Source organism: Kyrpidia tusciae DSM 2912 (assembly GCF_000092905.1).
Lineage (GTDB): Bacteria > Bacillota > Bacilli > Kyrpidiales > Kyrpidiaceae > Kyrpidia > Kyrpidia tusciae.
The window spans coordinates 2,735,261-2,751,644 of sequence record NC_014098.1 but is presented as its reverse complement, the minus strand read 5'-3'; the positions used below and the strand labels follow the sequence as shown (position 1 = coordinate 2,751,644).

Below are 16,384 nucleotides of genomic sequence, written 5' to 3'. Positions count from 1 at the left end.
ATGAGGAATGGAAACCCGAGACCGTGAGAAAATGAGGCGATACCGGAAAGAGCGGGTTCGTAGCGTGCCTATGAGGAATGGAAACTTTTTTCCCGTCCGGCCCGTCGATCAGGTTGAACAGGCAGTTCGTAGCGTGCCTATGAGGAATGGAAACGTTATCTCGGATGAAGGTTCTCAAGTTCCTGTTGATGCGTTCGTAGCGTGCCTATGAGGAATGGAAACCCTGGCCGATGCCGCCGACCGGAAGCGAGTGGCGGACGTTCGTAGCGTGCCTATGAGGAATGGAAACCAGAGGAGTAATGACGGTGATGAGAACGACGGCCCGCTCGTTCGTAGCGTGCCTATGAGGAATGGAAACCAGAGGAGTAATGACGGTGATGAGAACGACGGCCCGCTCGTTCGTAGCGTGCCTATGAGGAATGGAAACTCCGGATCAAAGTACCGCTCACGGTAGTGCGTGATCCGCGTTCGTAGCGTGCCTATGAGGAATGGAAACGTTCGCCGTCCGGACGGTAGTCTTGTCATTTAACACGTTCGTAGCGTGCCTATGAGGAATGGAAACCGGAGCGCGGGACTCGCCAGAGACATCTCCTTCGCCGGTTCGTAGCGTGCCTATGAGGAATGGAAACTACGAGGAGGTGATGCCCATGCCAGGCGCTGAACTGTTCGTAGCGTGCCTATGAGGAATGGAAACCGGTGGGCGTCGGAGCCGTCGGGACGGCAGCGGCCGGCGTTCGTAGCGTGCCTATGAGGAATGGAAACTTCGTTCATGCTCATGTCCGTGCCCCCCGAAGTTTAGTCGTTCGTAGCGTGCCTATGAGGAATGGAAACATCTCTCTTCACTACGATCGGCTTGAGGGCTTCCTCTGCGTTCGTAGCGTGCCTATGAGGAATGGAAACCAAGCTGTTGGTTGGCATAAAGGGTCCCTCCCCATATAGTTCGTAGCGTGCCTATGAGGAATGGAAACTTTTTGCATTCATCCCGCTTTCCTTACTCGGAATTAAAGTTCGTAGCGTGCCTATGAGGAATGGAAACTCGCTGGACCGGGTGGTGCCGGTATGAGGGCCGGCCAAGTTCGTAGCGTGCCTATGAGGAATGGAAACAAAGGCGACTAAAACACAATGAAAGAGGGTTGATCAGAGTTCGTAGCGTGCCTATGAGGAATGGAAACCCGCCGGGCCGGACGGTTTGAGGGGGTGAATCGAAACCAGTTCGTAGCGTGCCTATGAGGAATGGAAACTCCGAAATGAGCACGTCGGTTCCCGATTTCCGGACAAGTTCGTAGCGTGCCTATGAGGAATGGAAACAGCAGACCCGAACTGTATTTCGTCTGGAAGACGGGCGGGTTCGTAGCGTGCCTATGAGGAATGGAAACATAACAGATCAGGAGGTTGAGAAAAAAGATGAAAGGTTCGTAGCGTGCCTATGAGGAATGGAAACTGGGATGGGCACAACCTCGGTGTCATGCGGGTGATCCGTTCGTAGCGTGCCTATGAGGAATGGAAACTCTTCCTCCACAAAATCCTGCACCGGCAACCCGTAGAGTTCGTAGCGTGCCTATGAGGAATGGAAACTAGAGTTTTTGCGTCAGGTGTTGATATACACTGAAAATGGACCCCGGATCGTCAGTGAAAATTGACCCCCACCACATAGACTGGTACGCTCCTACTAATCTGAGTGGGAGCGGAGGAGAAAGGGTCTCGTTCGCCGCATCCGCTGGGGGGGTCGTGCCTATCTCCGCGATTGCCTGGTGTTCCAAAATCGCAACAAATGCTCCTTGACGACCGGCATGTGCTCCCGGAGCCACGTCTCAAAATACGCCGGAGAATGGGTATCGCCGCAATGGCTGAGGTCGTTGCGCAATTTGCGCACTTCATCGAAATCATTGAGGAGACCCGTGTGGCGCGACAACGTAAATGCCAAATCCCTGTCTCGGGGATACGTCATATTCTCCAGCGGCTTCCGGTTGCGGGGGTTGGCCGCCAACTTTTGCGCGACGGTGACCAATTCTTCGATGCGATCCCGTTCTTCTTTACCCTGCACCGGCAAGCCGAATGCCAGTCCAACGGCGGTGATGATCAGTTCCTGGGTTTGGGTATAGGCCTGCTGGATCAATCCATGGTCTATACACCAAAGAATCGCCGCCAATCCCGATTCCACCGGATCTTGGCTGCCCAAGGGAGCGATGCTTCGATTCGCGTGCTCGAACAAGGCCCGCAACGGCCCCATGGCGGGCGGCATTTCTTTGGGGGCTTCAGCCAAATGTTTTGCTGCTCGCCTGGCCGTGTCGGGAATGGTAAGTGACCGGTTCGTGTACAACGCCGCGGTTACGGAGCTCCAGGAGTCGGTGAGTTCCTCGGCCCATTGCCAAGAGGAAGGAGCCCGGGTCCGGGCCTCTTTGACCCATTGCCGCAGGGGCTCGGCCCGCCCGGCGGCTACAAAAGCGTAGGTCCGGGTGATCCATTCTTGAAGATCGGCCAGTGCCGTCACATCGACCACCGGAGCAATGCGCTTTTCCACGGATATATCATCAATTTGTTTCGAAGGTCCCAATTTTTCGATATAACCGTAATAGACGCCTCCCAATTGCACCTCTCGCAGTACCCGGGCAAAATGGAGCACAAGCAGGGCGAGCATGGGCTGATAGCGCATCGAATGAGTGATATCGAAGACGACCCGGTCACCGGATTGTAAAACGGAGAGCACAGCATGAAACGACGTCCAAATGGCGTCCTCGTCCTGTTGGGACGGGATGGGAACCGTGTGAATCTCCAAGGGCTTTGTGCGCCGAAGATCAGAGAGTGCGACGGAAAGGCCTGGATAGCCGCGCTTTGGCGTCGCGATCCAGTTGAACTCTTCAGCTTCCGGAGTCAAGAAGATGTACGCTTCGGTTGGCCGGGTTTCCTCCAACAGTTCGAGGATGGCGTGTTGGACAAACCGTGTCAGGGAAGAGCGGTGGGCACCCAGTTCGTAGCGACATTCTTTATAGTCACCCGTTCCAAGAAACGATAGGAATTTGACGGCCATCGCCGGTCCCCTTTCTCCTTGGTCTGCGTGCAAGCCCAGTTTAGAATTTGGACGGCGGAGTGTCTACGTCCTTCTTCAAGACCGTTCCGGAGCCGCATTTTTTTGGTGTTATCGCTCCGCCATCATGGCCGAATGCGGACGGGATTGCCTGCCCGGGAATTGACGGATCCTCCGCAGTCCGTACCCCGACGGACCGGATGGCTTGTTGGGGATGCCCCTGCCTGCGCCAGTGGTTTGCCGTGGTCACGGCAGCTGCGGAACCGGCAAAACCACGGCGATTCGTCGGTTCGTCGTAACGTTGGATCCGGCGGGGTTCATCCCATGCGCTTTTTGCGATTCGAGGCGAATCCCGTGGTACAATGGAAGTGACACGGGGAGCGGGGTGCAGAGGATGTTCGTCATTCTCGTTCATTACACCAAACGGTGGGAAGAAGTGGAACCGGACGTGGAGGACCACAAAACCTACCTGGAGCGATTTTATGCCTCGGGACATCTGCTCTTCTCCGGCCCTCAGACCACACGGACCGGCGGGGTCATCCTCGGCCGCTTCGACAGCGAGGACGAGGCTTGGGAGATGGTGAAAGGCGATCCATTTTATACCCGGGGCCTGGCGAAGTACGATGTGATTTCTTTTCGGGCGACGAAGGCGGCGCCGGAGTTCCGGGAACTCCTCGGGTAAAGGGGCGGCGGTTCACCTCCGGGGGCGAAGGCGCCGGGATGGGCCATCCGCCTTCAGCGCCGGGCCGACCGGGCGATCGATGACCAGAAGGGCTCCGGTGCTTGAGGACAATCCGTCAAGAAAGGTTGGAGCGCACAACAGGTGGGGAACACGAGTGCGCTTGGGGCGAATGAGGAAGCGGTTCGACGGGTGGCGGCTTGGATACGGGATTCGCGACAGACCGTGGTGTTGACCGGCTCCGGCATGTCCACCGAGAGCGGAATCCCCGATTTTCGTTCTCAAGGCGGCCTGTGGGCTCGGGTCGACCCTCGGCGGGTGGCGACGGTGGAGGCGCTGGAAGCGAACTACCCGGAAGTTCGCGATTTCTGCCGGAAGCGCATTGAAGAGATCAAGCGGAATCGGCCCCATCGCGGGCATGAGATTTTGGCGGGGTGGGAGCACGACGGGCGAGTCCGGGCCGTGGCGACGCAGAACATCGGCGGTTTTCACCAAATCGCTGGCAGCCGAACGGTCCATGAGCTGCACGGTTCGTTGCGGCGGTTTCATTGCCGGGAATGCGGACGTCCAGCCGCGGAGGAGGAGTTTCTGGACGGGCGGCCCTGTCGTCATTGCCGCGGCCGCCTGCGTCCGGATGTGGTGATGTTCGGGGAGCTGCTGCCGGTGGACGTCTGGGATGCGGTGGTGGCCGCCATGCATGCGGCCGATCTCGTCCTCGTGATCGGCACCAGCCTCGAGGTGTACCCGGTGAACCAACTGCCCGCCCTCAGCCAGGGCAGGCGGGTGCTGATCAACCTCGAGCCCACCGACCAGCAGGCCTTGTTCGACGAGGTGCTCCTCGGCAAGGCCGGCGAGGTCCTGTCTGCGATCGATCGGGAGATGTGAGGAGAAGGTTTACCGAGACGATTGATCGGCCATAAATGAAATCATCCCAATGTCTCTCTGCTCGAGGGTATCCTAGCGAGGATTGGAAATTTTATCATTTGCGTGCAATAAGGAACACTAGAATTCCTAGAAGGCATGGGGAACAACCAGAACAGTGTGAACGAGTCATAATGGGCCTCCGACATGGGGGCCATTTTGATTATGGAAAGACGTCAAAGAAATTTCTTTTTTCGAAGGAGTTGACATTGACTTTAACCCAAATAATAAATAAGATAGACGGTGAGACCTGCCTCATCATGCCTAAACACATCACAAAAAAACTGAAGCAAAAATTTGTTTGCTGACACGCTGCAGGTCAGAATGGGTATGGTACAAAGAAGATGTACCGTCAACCCTGCATGTTGGCGTTGAAGTCAATGCCCGATCCGAGTATGGTACAAAGAAGATGTACCGTCAACTTGTTTTTTGACCTTTGGGAGGAAGGTGAGGGTGTTTGAATCTACCCCACATTACCGTGGCTGTAGGTAGCGAACGAAACGAAGAGGTCGATCCTTTTGCATCGCTGGTAAAGGAACCCAGATCAAATTTGAAGAAAGGGGAGGAAGCCTATCTCGTATTTTTAACGTTCGATCTACCGAAGAAAGAGATTCGTTTCGAAGATCCCCGTCCCTTAACGAAGGATGCCGCCGGTCAGTATCGGTATTTTGGGAATAACCAGGCTGCCCAGTCCCAGTTCTACCTAGTAAGAGAAACAACGTCTCTTCACTATCTACTTTCAACCGTGTGGAACGATCTTGCGATCCTCCTTAACAAGTACAACATGCGGGATTCGCAGCTGTTCGATATCCTAAGTCGCCTCAATGCCGCCGGACTGATCACCCTCACGAAAAATACCGGCACAGGAAGTGTGGCTCTGGATCGAATCGCGCCCTTCTTTGGAACCGGAGTGATTTTACAGATTAACCCGGAGAAAAAGAGGATGCTTGTTGGGGCGAACGAATTGTCGTTCGAAGAGTTCATTCGCCGTGCTCTGGGTTTGACTGAGAAGAAAAACCGCATAGTGCTGGTGGTTCCGGCGGTGGTCGTGGAGCAGGGGGGTTACGTTGTACTGTCTCAACATCCAAACTATCTGGCACTGGTCAGGCGAGTCAATCATCTGGAAGAAGATAGCGCAACCGGGAATGTGCAGGGAAAGCGCGTCGGGAACGCTGAACATGTTTGTTCACTGTGTCTTCGCCGAAGCCCTGGGGTTAGTAGCAAATACAGTAAAGACCTTAGTCGTACGGGCATCAACAAGATCTTTACCACGAAGACCATCAATTACGCCAGTGACATTGAAGTAAAAGGTCATGATCGAGTCTACGGCATCTGCAACGCTTGCTATCAAAAACTTCGCTCGGGCGAAGCGGTGATTGAGAGAAAATTCCGTTCCCGTATTGCCGGTGAAGCTGCATTTATTTTGCCGGAAGGAGTCAGTGAAACATTAGAGTACCAGTATCTTGAGAGGATCCGGGATATCGGCGATTTCGCCTTTAAGGCCCGGGATGCAGCGGAATGGATCCGCAGTGTTGAGGCTGAAGCGGCCGAGGCGGGCGGGCTCTATACATTGAATTTTGTCGTTTATCGGACAGATGGGAAATCGGTCACAGTCCTGCAAACGATTGAAGACGTCCCTCTGCTGCGCTTTCACCGGATCATGCACTTGTTCGCGGACGCGACCGACCGATTGCGGCCTCACCTTCGGGCGCTGTCGCTCGGAAGCGTCTATCATCTCATTCCGGTCCGCAAAACGGAGAAAGGGCAAGTGGATGTGCAGCGTGTCGTTAATTTCTATAAAAACCTTCTCTGCGGTGAACGTATCCGAATCAATACGCTTATGGGCTATGCGTCGGAAGCGCTGGACAAGGGGTTTCGCCAGCTTTCGAAACCGAAAATCGACAACTACGAAAATCTTGGCCTTCGTTACTATACGGGGGGGTTCGAAGACTTCTATATCAAACATACGGTGATGTCTTACCTGGGTTTGTTCCGGGTATGTCAAGAACTCGGGATCTTAAACGGCTCCGTGTTTCACTGGGAATATGAAAAAGGAGGAGAGAACATGGGTGAACAGCCGCCGACCGGTCAGATGTCACTCGTTGAGTCAGCCGAAGAATTCTTGGAGCGCCAGGGTTTTATGAGTGAGGCGAGGGCTCTTTTCTACCTCGGTGCGATGATGAATCGCGTTGCGTGGAAACAGTATAAAAAGAACCATAAGTCGAAACCCGTGTTAAACAAGATTAATTTCCAGGGAATGACCCGCCGTGACATTTTAAGGCTCTACGAGGAGGTTCTCGATCTCGCCAAGTACTATTTTGAGGGCTTGCCTCTGTATATGGAACAGTTCATTGAACGGTTTCACAATTACTTTGGGACGTTGGAGAAGGCGTGGCCTCTGTCTGAACAGGCCAATGTGTTCTATTTGATGGCTGGATATGGCTTCATGGTTAAAGGAGAAACCGGGGAGCAGTCCGGCACGGCGGAAACCGACGGTGCGGATGAGGAAACCACAACTGATGACCTTGAAGAGGAGGACGATGACAATGAGTGAAGCGATCATTCGGCAGAACGGCGACTTTTTGTTCCTGTTTGAAGCCTCGATGACGAATCCCAACGGCGACCCGGATCAGGAAAATCGGCCCAGGATGGATTACGAGACGAGTACTGCCTTGGTCAGTGATGCCCGGAGAAAAAGGGATTGTCGGGACTTCCTGAAACGAAAGGGTTATCGGATCTTTGTCGATACATGGGCCGAGCACAAAGTTCCGATGGATCGTATGTTCTTAGAAATTGTAAATGAATGGTTGACTGATGAAGAAAGAGTTGCAGCGCTATTTGATGAAGTTCCGAAGCTAAAGGAGAAATGGTACGCGGCCTTTGGGGACAGTTCCGGTGATTTTCGCCGCACATACACAAAGGCCAGAGCGGATTCGAAAATGAAAAAGAAAGCTGAGTTCATTGATTTTAACAATGAGTTTCTCACGGCCATTATTCAGCGGGCATTGGTGGACATTCGTCTTTTTGGCAGCGCAATGGCTGTGGAGGGCGTCTCACGTACATTTACGGGGCCAATACAGATCACATGGGGATACTCTCTGCATCCGGTGGAACTGGTGAAGTCGAATACGATCACAAGCATCATGAATGAGGAAAACTCCACGTTCGGCAAGAAGCACAAATTGCATTACGCTCTCATTGCGCACTACGGCACCATGAATAAGTACAGTGCCCGGCTGACCGCGATGACTGAGAAGGATCGGGACCTTTTTCGCCAGGCGTTGGTACAGGGCATGATGAGTAACCAGACCGACAGCAAACAAGGGCAGACCCCCCTCCTGTATTTGGAGATCTTGTACGCACCGGATTTCGACGGGTATCTCGGCGATTTACGGCGTTTTCTGCGAGCGGAGTACAATGAGGACAAGCCGATCCGCGGTCTGGGCGATCTCGTGGTCGATTTCTCGGCCGTAAGCGAAGTTGTTCGGACAATGAAGGACAAGGGTTATATCGAGCGGGTGGTTGGATGGACGCATCCGGTGGCCGACCTTTCTTCCATCAGAGATTTTCCGCAACTGGAAGAAGAGCTTGACCTGTGGGCGCCTGTACAATCCGCGGCGGGGGGAGGACGATGAAAGTTCTGTCGTTTCGCCTTCAAGGGAAAATGGCGCACTTCCGCCGCTACTATTCGAATTCATCAGCCCTCTCCTATTCGATTCCTCCCCGGACGACCGTGGTTGGAATTGTGGCAGGACTCCTCGGATGGTCCAGGGATACGTATTATGAAGTCTTTTCGTTGAATCGGTGCCGTGTTGCAGTACGCAATGCGGCACCGATCAAGAAACAGATTCAGAAGTTGAATTTGCTGATGGTGGACCGTCCCAATGACTTGAATGGATCTCAGCCACATCATAGCCAAACCCCGACGGAGTTGGTCATGCCGCAAGATATTCGACAAGGCTTTCTGGATTATCAGGTATGGTTTTGGCATGAAGATGAAGATGTGATGAGTCGTTTCGAAAGTGTGGCGGCGGAAATCCCTGGATACCGGAGTAAAGGCATCGCTCTTGCTTTGGGGGCAGCGTGCCACCTCGGGTGGTTGGTGCCCGAAGGGAGCATCCGGGGTGAACGGATACAGACCGAAGACCTTCTTCCCGTGGCGTCTGCTATTCCATTGCGGAATTTGCGGCATGTTGACATGTCGAGAGGACATGGTCACTACCGTTTCATTCGTGAGGAACTTCCTCTGGAGTTCGATGGCGAGAGGCGTCCGACGGAACGTGGGCGGGGGGATATGTTGATCAATCTAACAGGGGATCCCGTTCCTGCCGTCGTTTCATCGGCGGTTCAGTTGGATGGGGGCACATATATCACGTGGATGGAGTGATCGAATGTCGTGGCGGATTACTATGCTCACTATGACAAAGCAAGTGGCGTTTTCCAACGCCTGTCCGAACATTTACGAAGTGTAGCCACATCCTCTGCGAATGCCGTTCCAGTTTCTGTGTCATTCCCGTCGGTCCCGAATGAAGTGGTCCGCGAATTGGTCTGGTGGGTCGGTTATCTCCACGATCTTGGAAAATTCACGGATTTTTTCCAAGACTATCTGGTCAATGGGGAGGCGTCGCCGTATCGCTCGTCGCCGCTAAAACAACATGCCCATATTTCCGCGCTCTACGTACACGGTTTGGCTGCGGAGCAGTTGTTGAAGAAGATTCCCGAACCGCACAGGGCTGCTGTCGCTTTTCTGGCTTACGTGGCGGTGCGGCGGCATCATGGGCATCTGACCCTCAAAGGTTTGTTTGCCGAACCTTCGTGGAAGCGCAGATGGAAATCGATCGTGACCTTGGCCGAACATTTGAATCGAAAGGCACTGGAAATTCTTGACCAAGCTGAATTGACGGGTCTACTCGATGAGCGGACATTTCTGCGCATGGGAGATCCCGGATCGCGAGAGGCCGATGAACGGCATTTCATCTATGCGCCTCAGTATCTGTCCGGCCGTTGGAAAGATGCCCAATGGTATTTCTTGTTGGTGTATCTCTTCTCGTCGTTGATCGATGCCGACAAACTCGACTCAGCCGGGGTGTCCGCTCGCCCCGTCGCGGTGCTGTTACCTGCCTGGGTTCAAAGGTATCTGGAACGGAAACATGCGGGGCATCAGACTCGGCTCGCCCAGCGGCGCGAATCGGCCCGAAAGACCATCTTGGCCAGGCTGGACGCGCTCTCGGATGATGAGATTCGGGATCGGCGGTTTTTTGCTATAACGGCCCCGACAGGAATCGGTAAAACCCTGGCGGCGCTGCAATGTGCATTTCGACTTCAAGAGCGCATCCGGAAGGTCGAGGGGTATACGCCCAGAATCATCACTGCGATCCCATTCATTAACATCATTGAACAGACGCGTCGGGACTACGAACGGGTGGTGGCTGAACAAGAACATCGAAGTACGAGGTTGGTGGTTCATCATAGCCTTTCGGATCTCAGGAGGAAAGAGGCTCTTGGCGATTCTGTTCCGTTGGATCGTGCACTCCTGGAGGTGGAATCCTGGGAGGGCGATATAATTTTGACTACCTTTGTACAACTATTTCATTCAATGCTGACCGGGAATAACAGGATGCTGAAGAAGATCCATAAATTGGCCGGCGCCGTGGTGATTTTGGATGAGGTTCAGGCGATACCGGACAAATATCAACCTCTTATCGGAGCGTTACTGTGGAAACTTGGCGAAATGTATGGAACGCGGTTTATCCTCATGACGGCCACACAGCCGCGGATCCTGGAGTTCGGCGACCTACTGCTCGGCACGGAGGCCTCATCGGCATCCGAAGGCCGCGGCAAGGCCATCGAGTTACTCGAAGACCATGCACGATATTTTTCAGAACAACGCAGAACGAAACTGGTGCCGAAGCTGGCTGAACCGTTGGAGACCGAATCCTTTGTGTCTCTGGTAGGCCGGGTAAGGGAACCTTGCCGATCGGTGCTCGTCGTAGTCAACACGATTCGGCGAAGTATCGAGGTGTACCGGGTGTTGAAGAAGTGGATGGACGGCGAGCCGGACAAGCCCAAGGTGCTGTACTTGTCGACCAACATCATCCCCCGGCAGCGTCGACGCGTGATTCGTCTGGCCCGCCGTCTGTTGCGACAAGGATATCCTGTCCTCATGGTTTCGACTCAGACGATTGAAGCCGGGGTGGATCTTGATTTTGATCTCGGGTTTCGCGACATGGCGCCGCTGGAATCGATTATCCAGACGGCAGGGCGGGTGAACCGGGACGGAAAGAAAGGGGAGTTTTGTCCGGTTTATGTCGTTCGTCTACAGGAGGACGGCAAAGAAGATGGACAAAGAGTGTATGCGTTGCATCACATGGATCGAACGAGGCGGCTAATTGAGGCCAAGGCAGAGATTTTGGAACCGGCCTACGGGGAGTTGGTAAAAGAATACTATGATCGTGCTCTCGCTGATGGTGTAGCCGACGAATCCCGAGAATTATGGGAGGAAGGGGTTAAAAAGCTGAACTTCGACGTATTGGACAAATTCCAACTGATCGCGAACTCCGGGGAAGTGGTGGACGTGTTCGTTGAGACCGAACCAGATGTCGACAGGGGGTCGATGGCTACAGCCTTGGCGGACGCCTATGAGATGGTACGTCGTGCGGACCGTGATTGGGACTGTGGAAGATTGGTGGGTATCGTGGAGCCGGAAGATATTGCACGGTTCGCAGAGCCTCCGAATTCATTTGAACGTAAGGCTCTGATTCGCACGATCCGAGCGAAAATGAGTGATTATATCATTCAGTTACGAGCGCATCGGGCGGCCAAAAACCCGCCGCAGGCGTTTTCCAACCGCGGCGGGATACAGAGTGACTTGTACTGGGTCCCTCCTGGAAATCTCAAGGAACTGTACGATCCGGATACAGGGTTTAAAGATGATAGCGGCGTTCAATACATATATTAGCTGGAATCGCGTATAGCCAAGCAGGGTGTGACGGTATGATTATCGATGTCCACGGGACGTTTCCCGATCGTCTGTTTTATTCGCTGACGCTCATGCGGAATTTCAATTCTACGCTCGCGACGCAGCTGTTCGATCGCGTGGCTCTCTGGTGGGCGGTGCCCACCAGAGTGTCATCCGGGCCGGAGCCTTGAGCCGGACGTCATCAGACGTGTCAGGTTCGGATGGCTCGGGCACATGTCTCGTCCCTTCCGCTCTTTCCTCTGTATGCTCCTTCGCTCATGCGGCCGGAAGGATTGTTTTTCCTTGTTAGCGATGTCCTTCTCTTTCGTTTTTTCATAGAGGTCAAAGGTCGTTAAGAAACTCCTGCAGTGCTGACACATGCGCGTTGCCGATGATGGTGTGCGGGATGCCGGCGGCGACCTACTGCAGTACTTGCACCCTAAATTTTTTCGTGAAAAAGGTTGACGCTCCAAGGTGGACACAGTTAAAAAGAAGGTGCCGTCCACAAGTATGTCGAAAAGAACATCGACTCGAAATTTTGTTCGCTGGCAGATTTTTGTCAGCATCGGTGTGCTAAAGAAGTATCAGCGATTTGAAAATCAGCGGAGAAAGGGGGTGATGGTGGTGTGCTTGATGCTCACGTTGCGGCCATTGTCCGGTAGGGACGACTCTGTCCTACCGCTAACCTACAACGAGTACGTTCAGGCGGCTTTGTACCGAATACTGCCCCAAGATTTTGCCGCGTTTCTGCATGATGAAGGCTACCCCTATCTGAAGCTCAAGTTTGACAGTACCCTTGGTTTGACGCGGGTGCGCAGGCTTAAGTTTGTACCACACGCGCTTTAGCCCCGCATGCCTGCGGGGCCGGGAATCGTATATCGCTGGCCATCTGTCTATTGTCCGGGGCTAGTCCATCTTCCGGACACACCCGGATTCCGAAACCCAGATCGTTTTGGATGGCATGGGAATACCCAGGCTGGCAACGATGCTCCTCACCCTCTCACTGGTCTTGGTCACGCTCAGAAATTCCTTGCCCAGGAACGTCGCGCGCACAGCCTGCCACCGTCTCAATTCACGCACAATGGCCTCTCCGGTGTACCAGCGCTGGTCAAGTTCCGCTTGTTCCCGATCGCGCTCCTTCTCATCTTCGATGGCCCTCACCGCTTCGGCTTCCCGTTGCCATTGCCTGCGGTATAATACCTGCATCTCTTGTTCGAACAGATACGCCAACACACAGACAAAAATGTGGTGTTACCGCTACGCCATGATGGCCGAATGCTGACGGGATTGCCGGTCCAGAAGTTGACGGATACAATGTCCATAAGTCTGGGAAAGGAAAAGGGTACCTCTGTCTATCAGGATACTGCGGTCAACAGCATCCTCAGAGGTACCCAACCACAATCACCTGGGATCATTGTATCAGATTTTGAGCTCGTTGAAACAGGTGTAGACGGGGTTTTGTGTTCGGAGTGCAGAATCGGTGCCCTGCCCTCAGCGCTCCGTTGCAGTCGAAGAGACCCATTGAAACATCCGCTGGGCGGCATTCCCAGCAGGGTCCGCGTCAGTTGTAGTCTGACTGACACGTGGTAGGCGAATACAAGATTGGCGTTTGTTGCGATCTCGTCCAATGACGCCGGGAAGCCAAGTGGCGCGGCTCACTGGGCCGCGCCGAAGATTTTTGGAATATGAGTTTCTTTGTACGCCTGGGTTTCGGTGAGATATTGGCTGGAGACGGCGGTCGTGCTTCGGTTTCCGAATTGATTCCACGTCGGATCGACAATGACCCATCCTGAGCCGTCCCAGGCTCTCAGCCATTCGTGAGGACCTGTGTACGGGCCGACGGTTTCGCCGGACACGGTTTCGGCGGCGATACCGACCGAGCGAAGCATGGCCACCGTCAGATCGGCGAACTGTTGACAGACTCCGCTTCCGCTCTCCCAGCTATCGTCTGCGCTTTCCCACACCGATCGCCCGGCGGAAAAGCTGTTCCAATCGTACCGCAGTTTGCCGGATACAAAATTGGCGACGGCGGCGATGCCGCTGCGAAGGGAGGGGGCGTTGTCCAACAGGACGGTCGCCGTGGCTGCGAATGCCGGGTTTTGGTTGTAATCCACCCATGCGGATGCGAGGCGCGCCAGGTCGGTTGCCGACAGGGCTTCTGCGTCCGAGTGGATAAAATAGCCGACGTACTCTCGCCACCGGCCGTCATTGGTTTGCAGCTGCCGGAAGAAGTCGGCTGTGAGAAACACGACCAAGTCGCCCTGGAAAGGAACGCGCAGCTCGGCTCCGAAAACACCGTTGGCGGTGATCGGCAGAGTGTAGTTCCAGGATTTTGACCAATCCCGGGCGGCGATGGTGACGGTGACGGATTTCACCCCGCCGGAAGCTTGGCCAATGACCGGGAGCCATCCGTCCACGGGCTGGTAGGGCCAACAGGTCAAATTCTCGGTCTTTCGCGGGATCGCAGGCGGCAGAGGGCCCTTGAGCGGCCGGATGCCCGAATGTTCGGCGTCTGGAACCGGTACGGGGCTTTTTGCTTTCAGGTCATGAAGTCCGATGATGAGAACGAGCGGCACACTGTAGGTGTCTCGGGAGCGAGCCTGCACCGTGTAGATGCCGGGTTCGGAAGCGGTGAAAGTGGCCCAGGCCGCCTTTCGGTTTTCCACGGTCCACCGGATGTCCTGGGATCCCGGGTGGACGACGGCATCGGGACTGTTCACGAACCAGTCGGTATCGGGCTCCACATCCCGGGTGCCGGAGAATGCCCATAGAAAGAGGGTTTGGCCGGGGGCGGCGGACAGAATGGGCGGTCCCTGCCCGCGAAGTCCCGGGTCGGTGCTGGCGACAAGATACAGATCGTTCCCGGCCCGCAGCCAGAACGAGGTATCGTCCGCCGCCGGCGGCACCGGCGGAATGGGCTGGGCAGCGGACGGATACGGCGGGGTTGCCGCGTAGGTCGGTAAAGCGAAGATCCTGGGAACGGCTGCGGCGGTCAGCACCAACAACGCCGCGACAACGCGAAACCCAAACCCGAACATTCTCATGTGCATTGAGGGAACGCCCCCTTTCCGGTACAGGACGCGGACGGTGTCGTAGAGAAACTGTGACGAATATATGTACATCAATATTTCGTCCGGTAAGGGGAGGGTTTCCTGCATGCGTGAGCCTCCGGAGGATTGACTGCTGTCGAACACCGGGCGGGAGGCCGAGGGGTTGGCGGCCAACCGGGACCGATAGTCCGGATTCGCACCCCTGTTTGAAACGAAGCCCCCGGCCGCAGAGGACCGGGGGCACTGATGCACACGCACAAGACGACTCGGATCACACAGTGTTCCGAGTCGTCGTGGCGGTTGGTTACACGGGAACGCCGGTCAGTTCGGCTCTGGCAAGTTGGGTTCCCTCCACCATGGCCTTCAGTTTCTTAAAGGCGACGACGCGACGGAAGGAAGCCATACCGCAGTCCGTACTGATACAGAGCTGCTCGGGGCGCACGTAGCGAGTGGTCCTCAAAATCCAGTCAGCGATTTGCTGAGGCCGTTCCACCACCAGAGATTTCGGGCTGATCACACCCACCCCAAGATCCTTGTCGGCCGGAAAGTCCTTAAAACGTTCCACTTCATCAAAATCGTGGGTTGACATCTCAAAATGAAGCATGTTCACGTTCAGGTCGTGGGTCAAAGGGAGTATTTCGTGCAATCTCCGCTCTAGGATGCCGGGCTGCCCCTCTTCGTGTCCGTAACAAACGTGGACCACCTTGTACGCCGAGATGCCTTCAAAAGCCCGATTGATAGCGTCTCGAATCCAGGGGCCCAACTGATGCAAGGGCAGAGGTTCCGTGACCTGGATCATGTCCACTCCTCGCTGCTCCAGATCCTTGAATTCCTGGTTGTAGGCCGCTGCAACATCCATGGCCAGGGCTGCTACGTCGCCGCCGTAATGGCGGTCTGTCGACAGGGCTGCCAGGGTGGCCGGACCCAGACTGCAGTTGATCTTAATGGGCTTCCGGGTCGCCCGTTGCACGGCCTCCAAGACGGGCTTGAAGACAGGGCGTTTCCAGCGGACGGGGCCAAGCACCGTGGGCTTGTAGATCGGCAGATCGAATTCGTGGAGCTTGATCCGGTCCCCGTACGGTGCATAGCCTTCAAGGCGTTCTGCCATGTAATGGAACAATCCGGCGTACTCGTAGTTGGTTTCGTTCTCGTAGTACTGGCCTCCGTCGGTTACAATGTCCAGCCCCGCATCCTCCATATCCTTGACCGCCAGGGCAACGGCATCATGGTACATCTCCCGTGCGCGAAAGCTCTCAAACTCAGGTGCATCGGCCCCCTCTGAAAAGATCTTGCCGGTCAACCAGAACGGACGTACATACGATCCCACGATGGTCGTGGGAAACAAAATCTCCTCGCCGCGAATCTTCACTTCCCAGGTACCTCCTTCGCATGGTGTCAGTTCATGGCCCATATACTAAATAATCAATCATTAAATGATCAATATTCTGAACAGACAAATTAAAGGACCACCCTTTGCTGCCGATCGAGAAACATGTTTCTTGGACCAAGAACCAAGGCCCGCTGCACTTGGAACAAATCGAATCCAAATCAATTCCGTTATCGCCGCACCTCTTCCTGTCGGCGCACAATTTGTCCGGTTCGACATTGTCTGCGACCAACATAGACATTCCCGGCCATGTTTTGTATAGTAAATCACGCAAAATATATTATCAAAAAAATTTTAAATAATTTTGCCGGAGGTGAGCTCTGAAAACCATTTCTTCTCATCACAGTGGCAGATTAGTTGATTC

At 54.7% G+C, this 16,384-nt stretch carries 10 protein-coding genes, 1 pseudogene and 1 CRISPR repeat array (1 of these 12 only partly in view); of the genes and pseudogenes, 7 read left to right on the top strand and 4 right to left on the bottom strand.

What is annotated here, in order from left to right; all coding sequences use genetic code 11:
• Positions 1-1,575: direct repeats of the CRISPR family, unit length 30 nt; unit sequence GTTCGTAGCGTGCCTATGAGGAATGGAAAC; it reaches 16,433 nt to the left of the window's first position.
• A gap of 157 nt (positions 1,576-1,732) precedes the next feature.
• On the bottom strand, positions 1,733-3,028 hold the full coding sequence (gene csx2 / locus BTUS_RS13620; protein ID WP_013076652.1) for a TIGR02221 family CRISPR-associated protein: 1,296 nt from the start codon (positions 3,026-3,028) through the stop codon (positions 1,733-1,735).
• Between the two features lie 391 nt (positions 3,029-3,419).
• Between csx2 and BTUS_RS13615 the strand changes: the two genes are divergently transcribed.
• From BTUS_RS13615 to BTUS_RS13585, 7 genes are all read left to right on the top strand, one after another.
• Positions 3,420-3,707: a YciI family protein gene (locus BTUS_RS13615; protein ID WP_013076651.1), complete on the top strand. Its 288-nt coding sequence runs from the start codon at positions 3,420-3,422 to the stop codon at positions 3,705-3,707.
• Between the two features lie 141 nt (positions 3,708-3,848).
• Positions 3,849-4,589, top strand: coding sequence for an SIR2 family NAD-dependent protein deacylase (locus tag BTUS_RS13610; protein WP_013076650.1), 741 nt, complete (start codon positions 3,849-3,851; stop codon positions 4,587-4,589).
• A 493-nt stretch (positions 4,590-5,082) separates the two neighbouring features.
• Positions 5,083-7,179, top strand: coding sequence for a TM1802 family CRISPR-associated protein (locus BTUS_RS13605; RefSeq protein WP_013076649.1), 2,097 nt, complete (start codon positions 5,083-5,085; stop codon positions 7,177-7,179).
• A complete protein-coding gene (locus BTUS_RS13600; RefSeq protein ID WP_407635232.1) occupies positions 7,127-8,260 on the top strand; it encodes a type I CRISPR-associated protein Cas7 in 1,134 nt (377 codons plus the stop codon). Before BTUS_RS13605 ends, BTUS_RS13600 begins: the two co-directional genes overlap by 53 nt.
• Positions 8,257-9,012 carry a CRISPR-associated protein Cas5 gene (gene cas5 / locus BTUS_RS13595; protein WP_013076647.1) on the top strand — a complete coding sequence of 252 codons (756 nt, stop codon included), beginning with the start codon at positions 8,257-8,259 and terminating at the stop codon, positions 9,010-9,012. The genes BTUS_RS13600 and cas5 overlap by 4 nt, the downstream gene beginning before the upstream one ends.
• A 9-nt stretch (positions 9,013-9,021) precedes the next feature.
• On the top strand, positions 9,022-11,583 hold the full coding sequence (locus BTUS_RS13590; RefSeq protein WP_013076646.1) for a CRISPR-associated helicase/endonuclease Cas3: 2,562 nt from the start codon (positions 9,022-9,024) through the stop codon (positions 11,581-11,583).
• A 510-nt stretch (positions 11,584-12,093) separates the two neighbouring features.
• Positions 12,094-12,429, top strand: a complete 336-nt coding sequence (locus BTUS_RS13585; RefSeq protein ID WP_123809324.1) for a hypothetical protein — start codon at positions 12,094-12,096, stop codon at positions 12,427-12,429.
• A gap of 60 nt (positions 12,430-12,489) precedes the next feature.
• Here BTUS_RS13585 and BTUS_RS13580 read toward each other — a convergent pair.
• From BTUS_RS13580 to BTUS_RS13570, 3 genes and pseudogenes are all read right to left on the bottom strand, one after another.
• Positions 12,490-12,831: pseudogene (locus tag BTUS_RS13580) on the bottom strand (IS1634 family transposase); the annotation flags it as partial.
• A 407-nt stretch (positions 12,832-13,238) separates the two neighbouring features.
• Positions 13,239-14,633, bottom strand: coding sequence for a transglutaminase-like domain-containing protein (locus BTUS_RS13575; RefSeq protein ID WP_169307982.1), 1,395 nt, complete (start codon positions 14,631-14,633; stop codon positions 13,239-13,241).
• Positions 14,634-14,937: 304 nt separating this feature from the next.
• Positions 14,938-16,002 (bottom strand): vitamin-B12 independent methionine synthase, encoded by a 1,065-nt coding sequence (locus tag BTUS_RS13570; RefSeq protein WP_013076641.1) that lies wholly within the window; start codon positions 16,000-16,002, stop codon positions 14,938-14,940.
• Positions 16,003-16,384 lie beyond the last annotated feature (382 nt).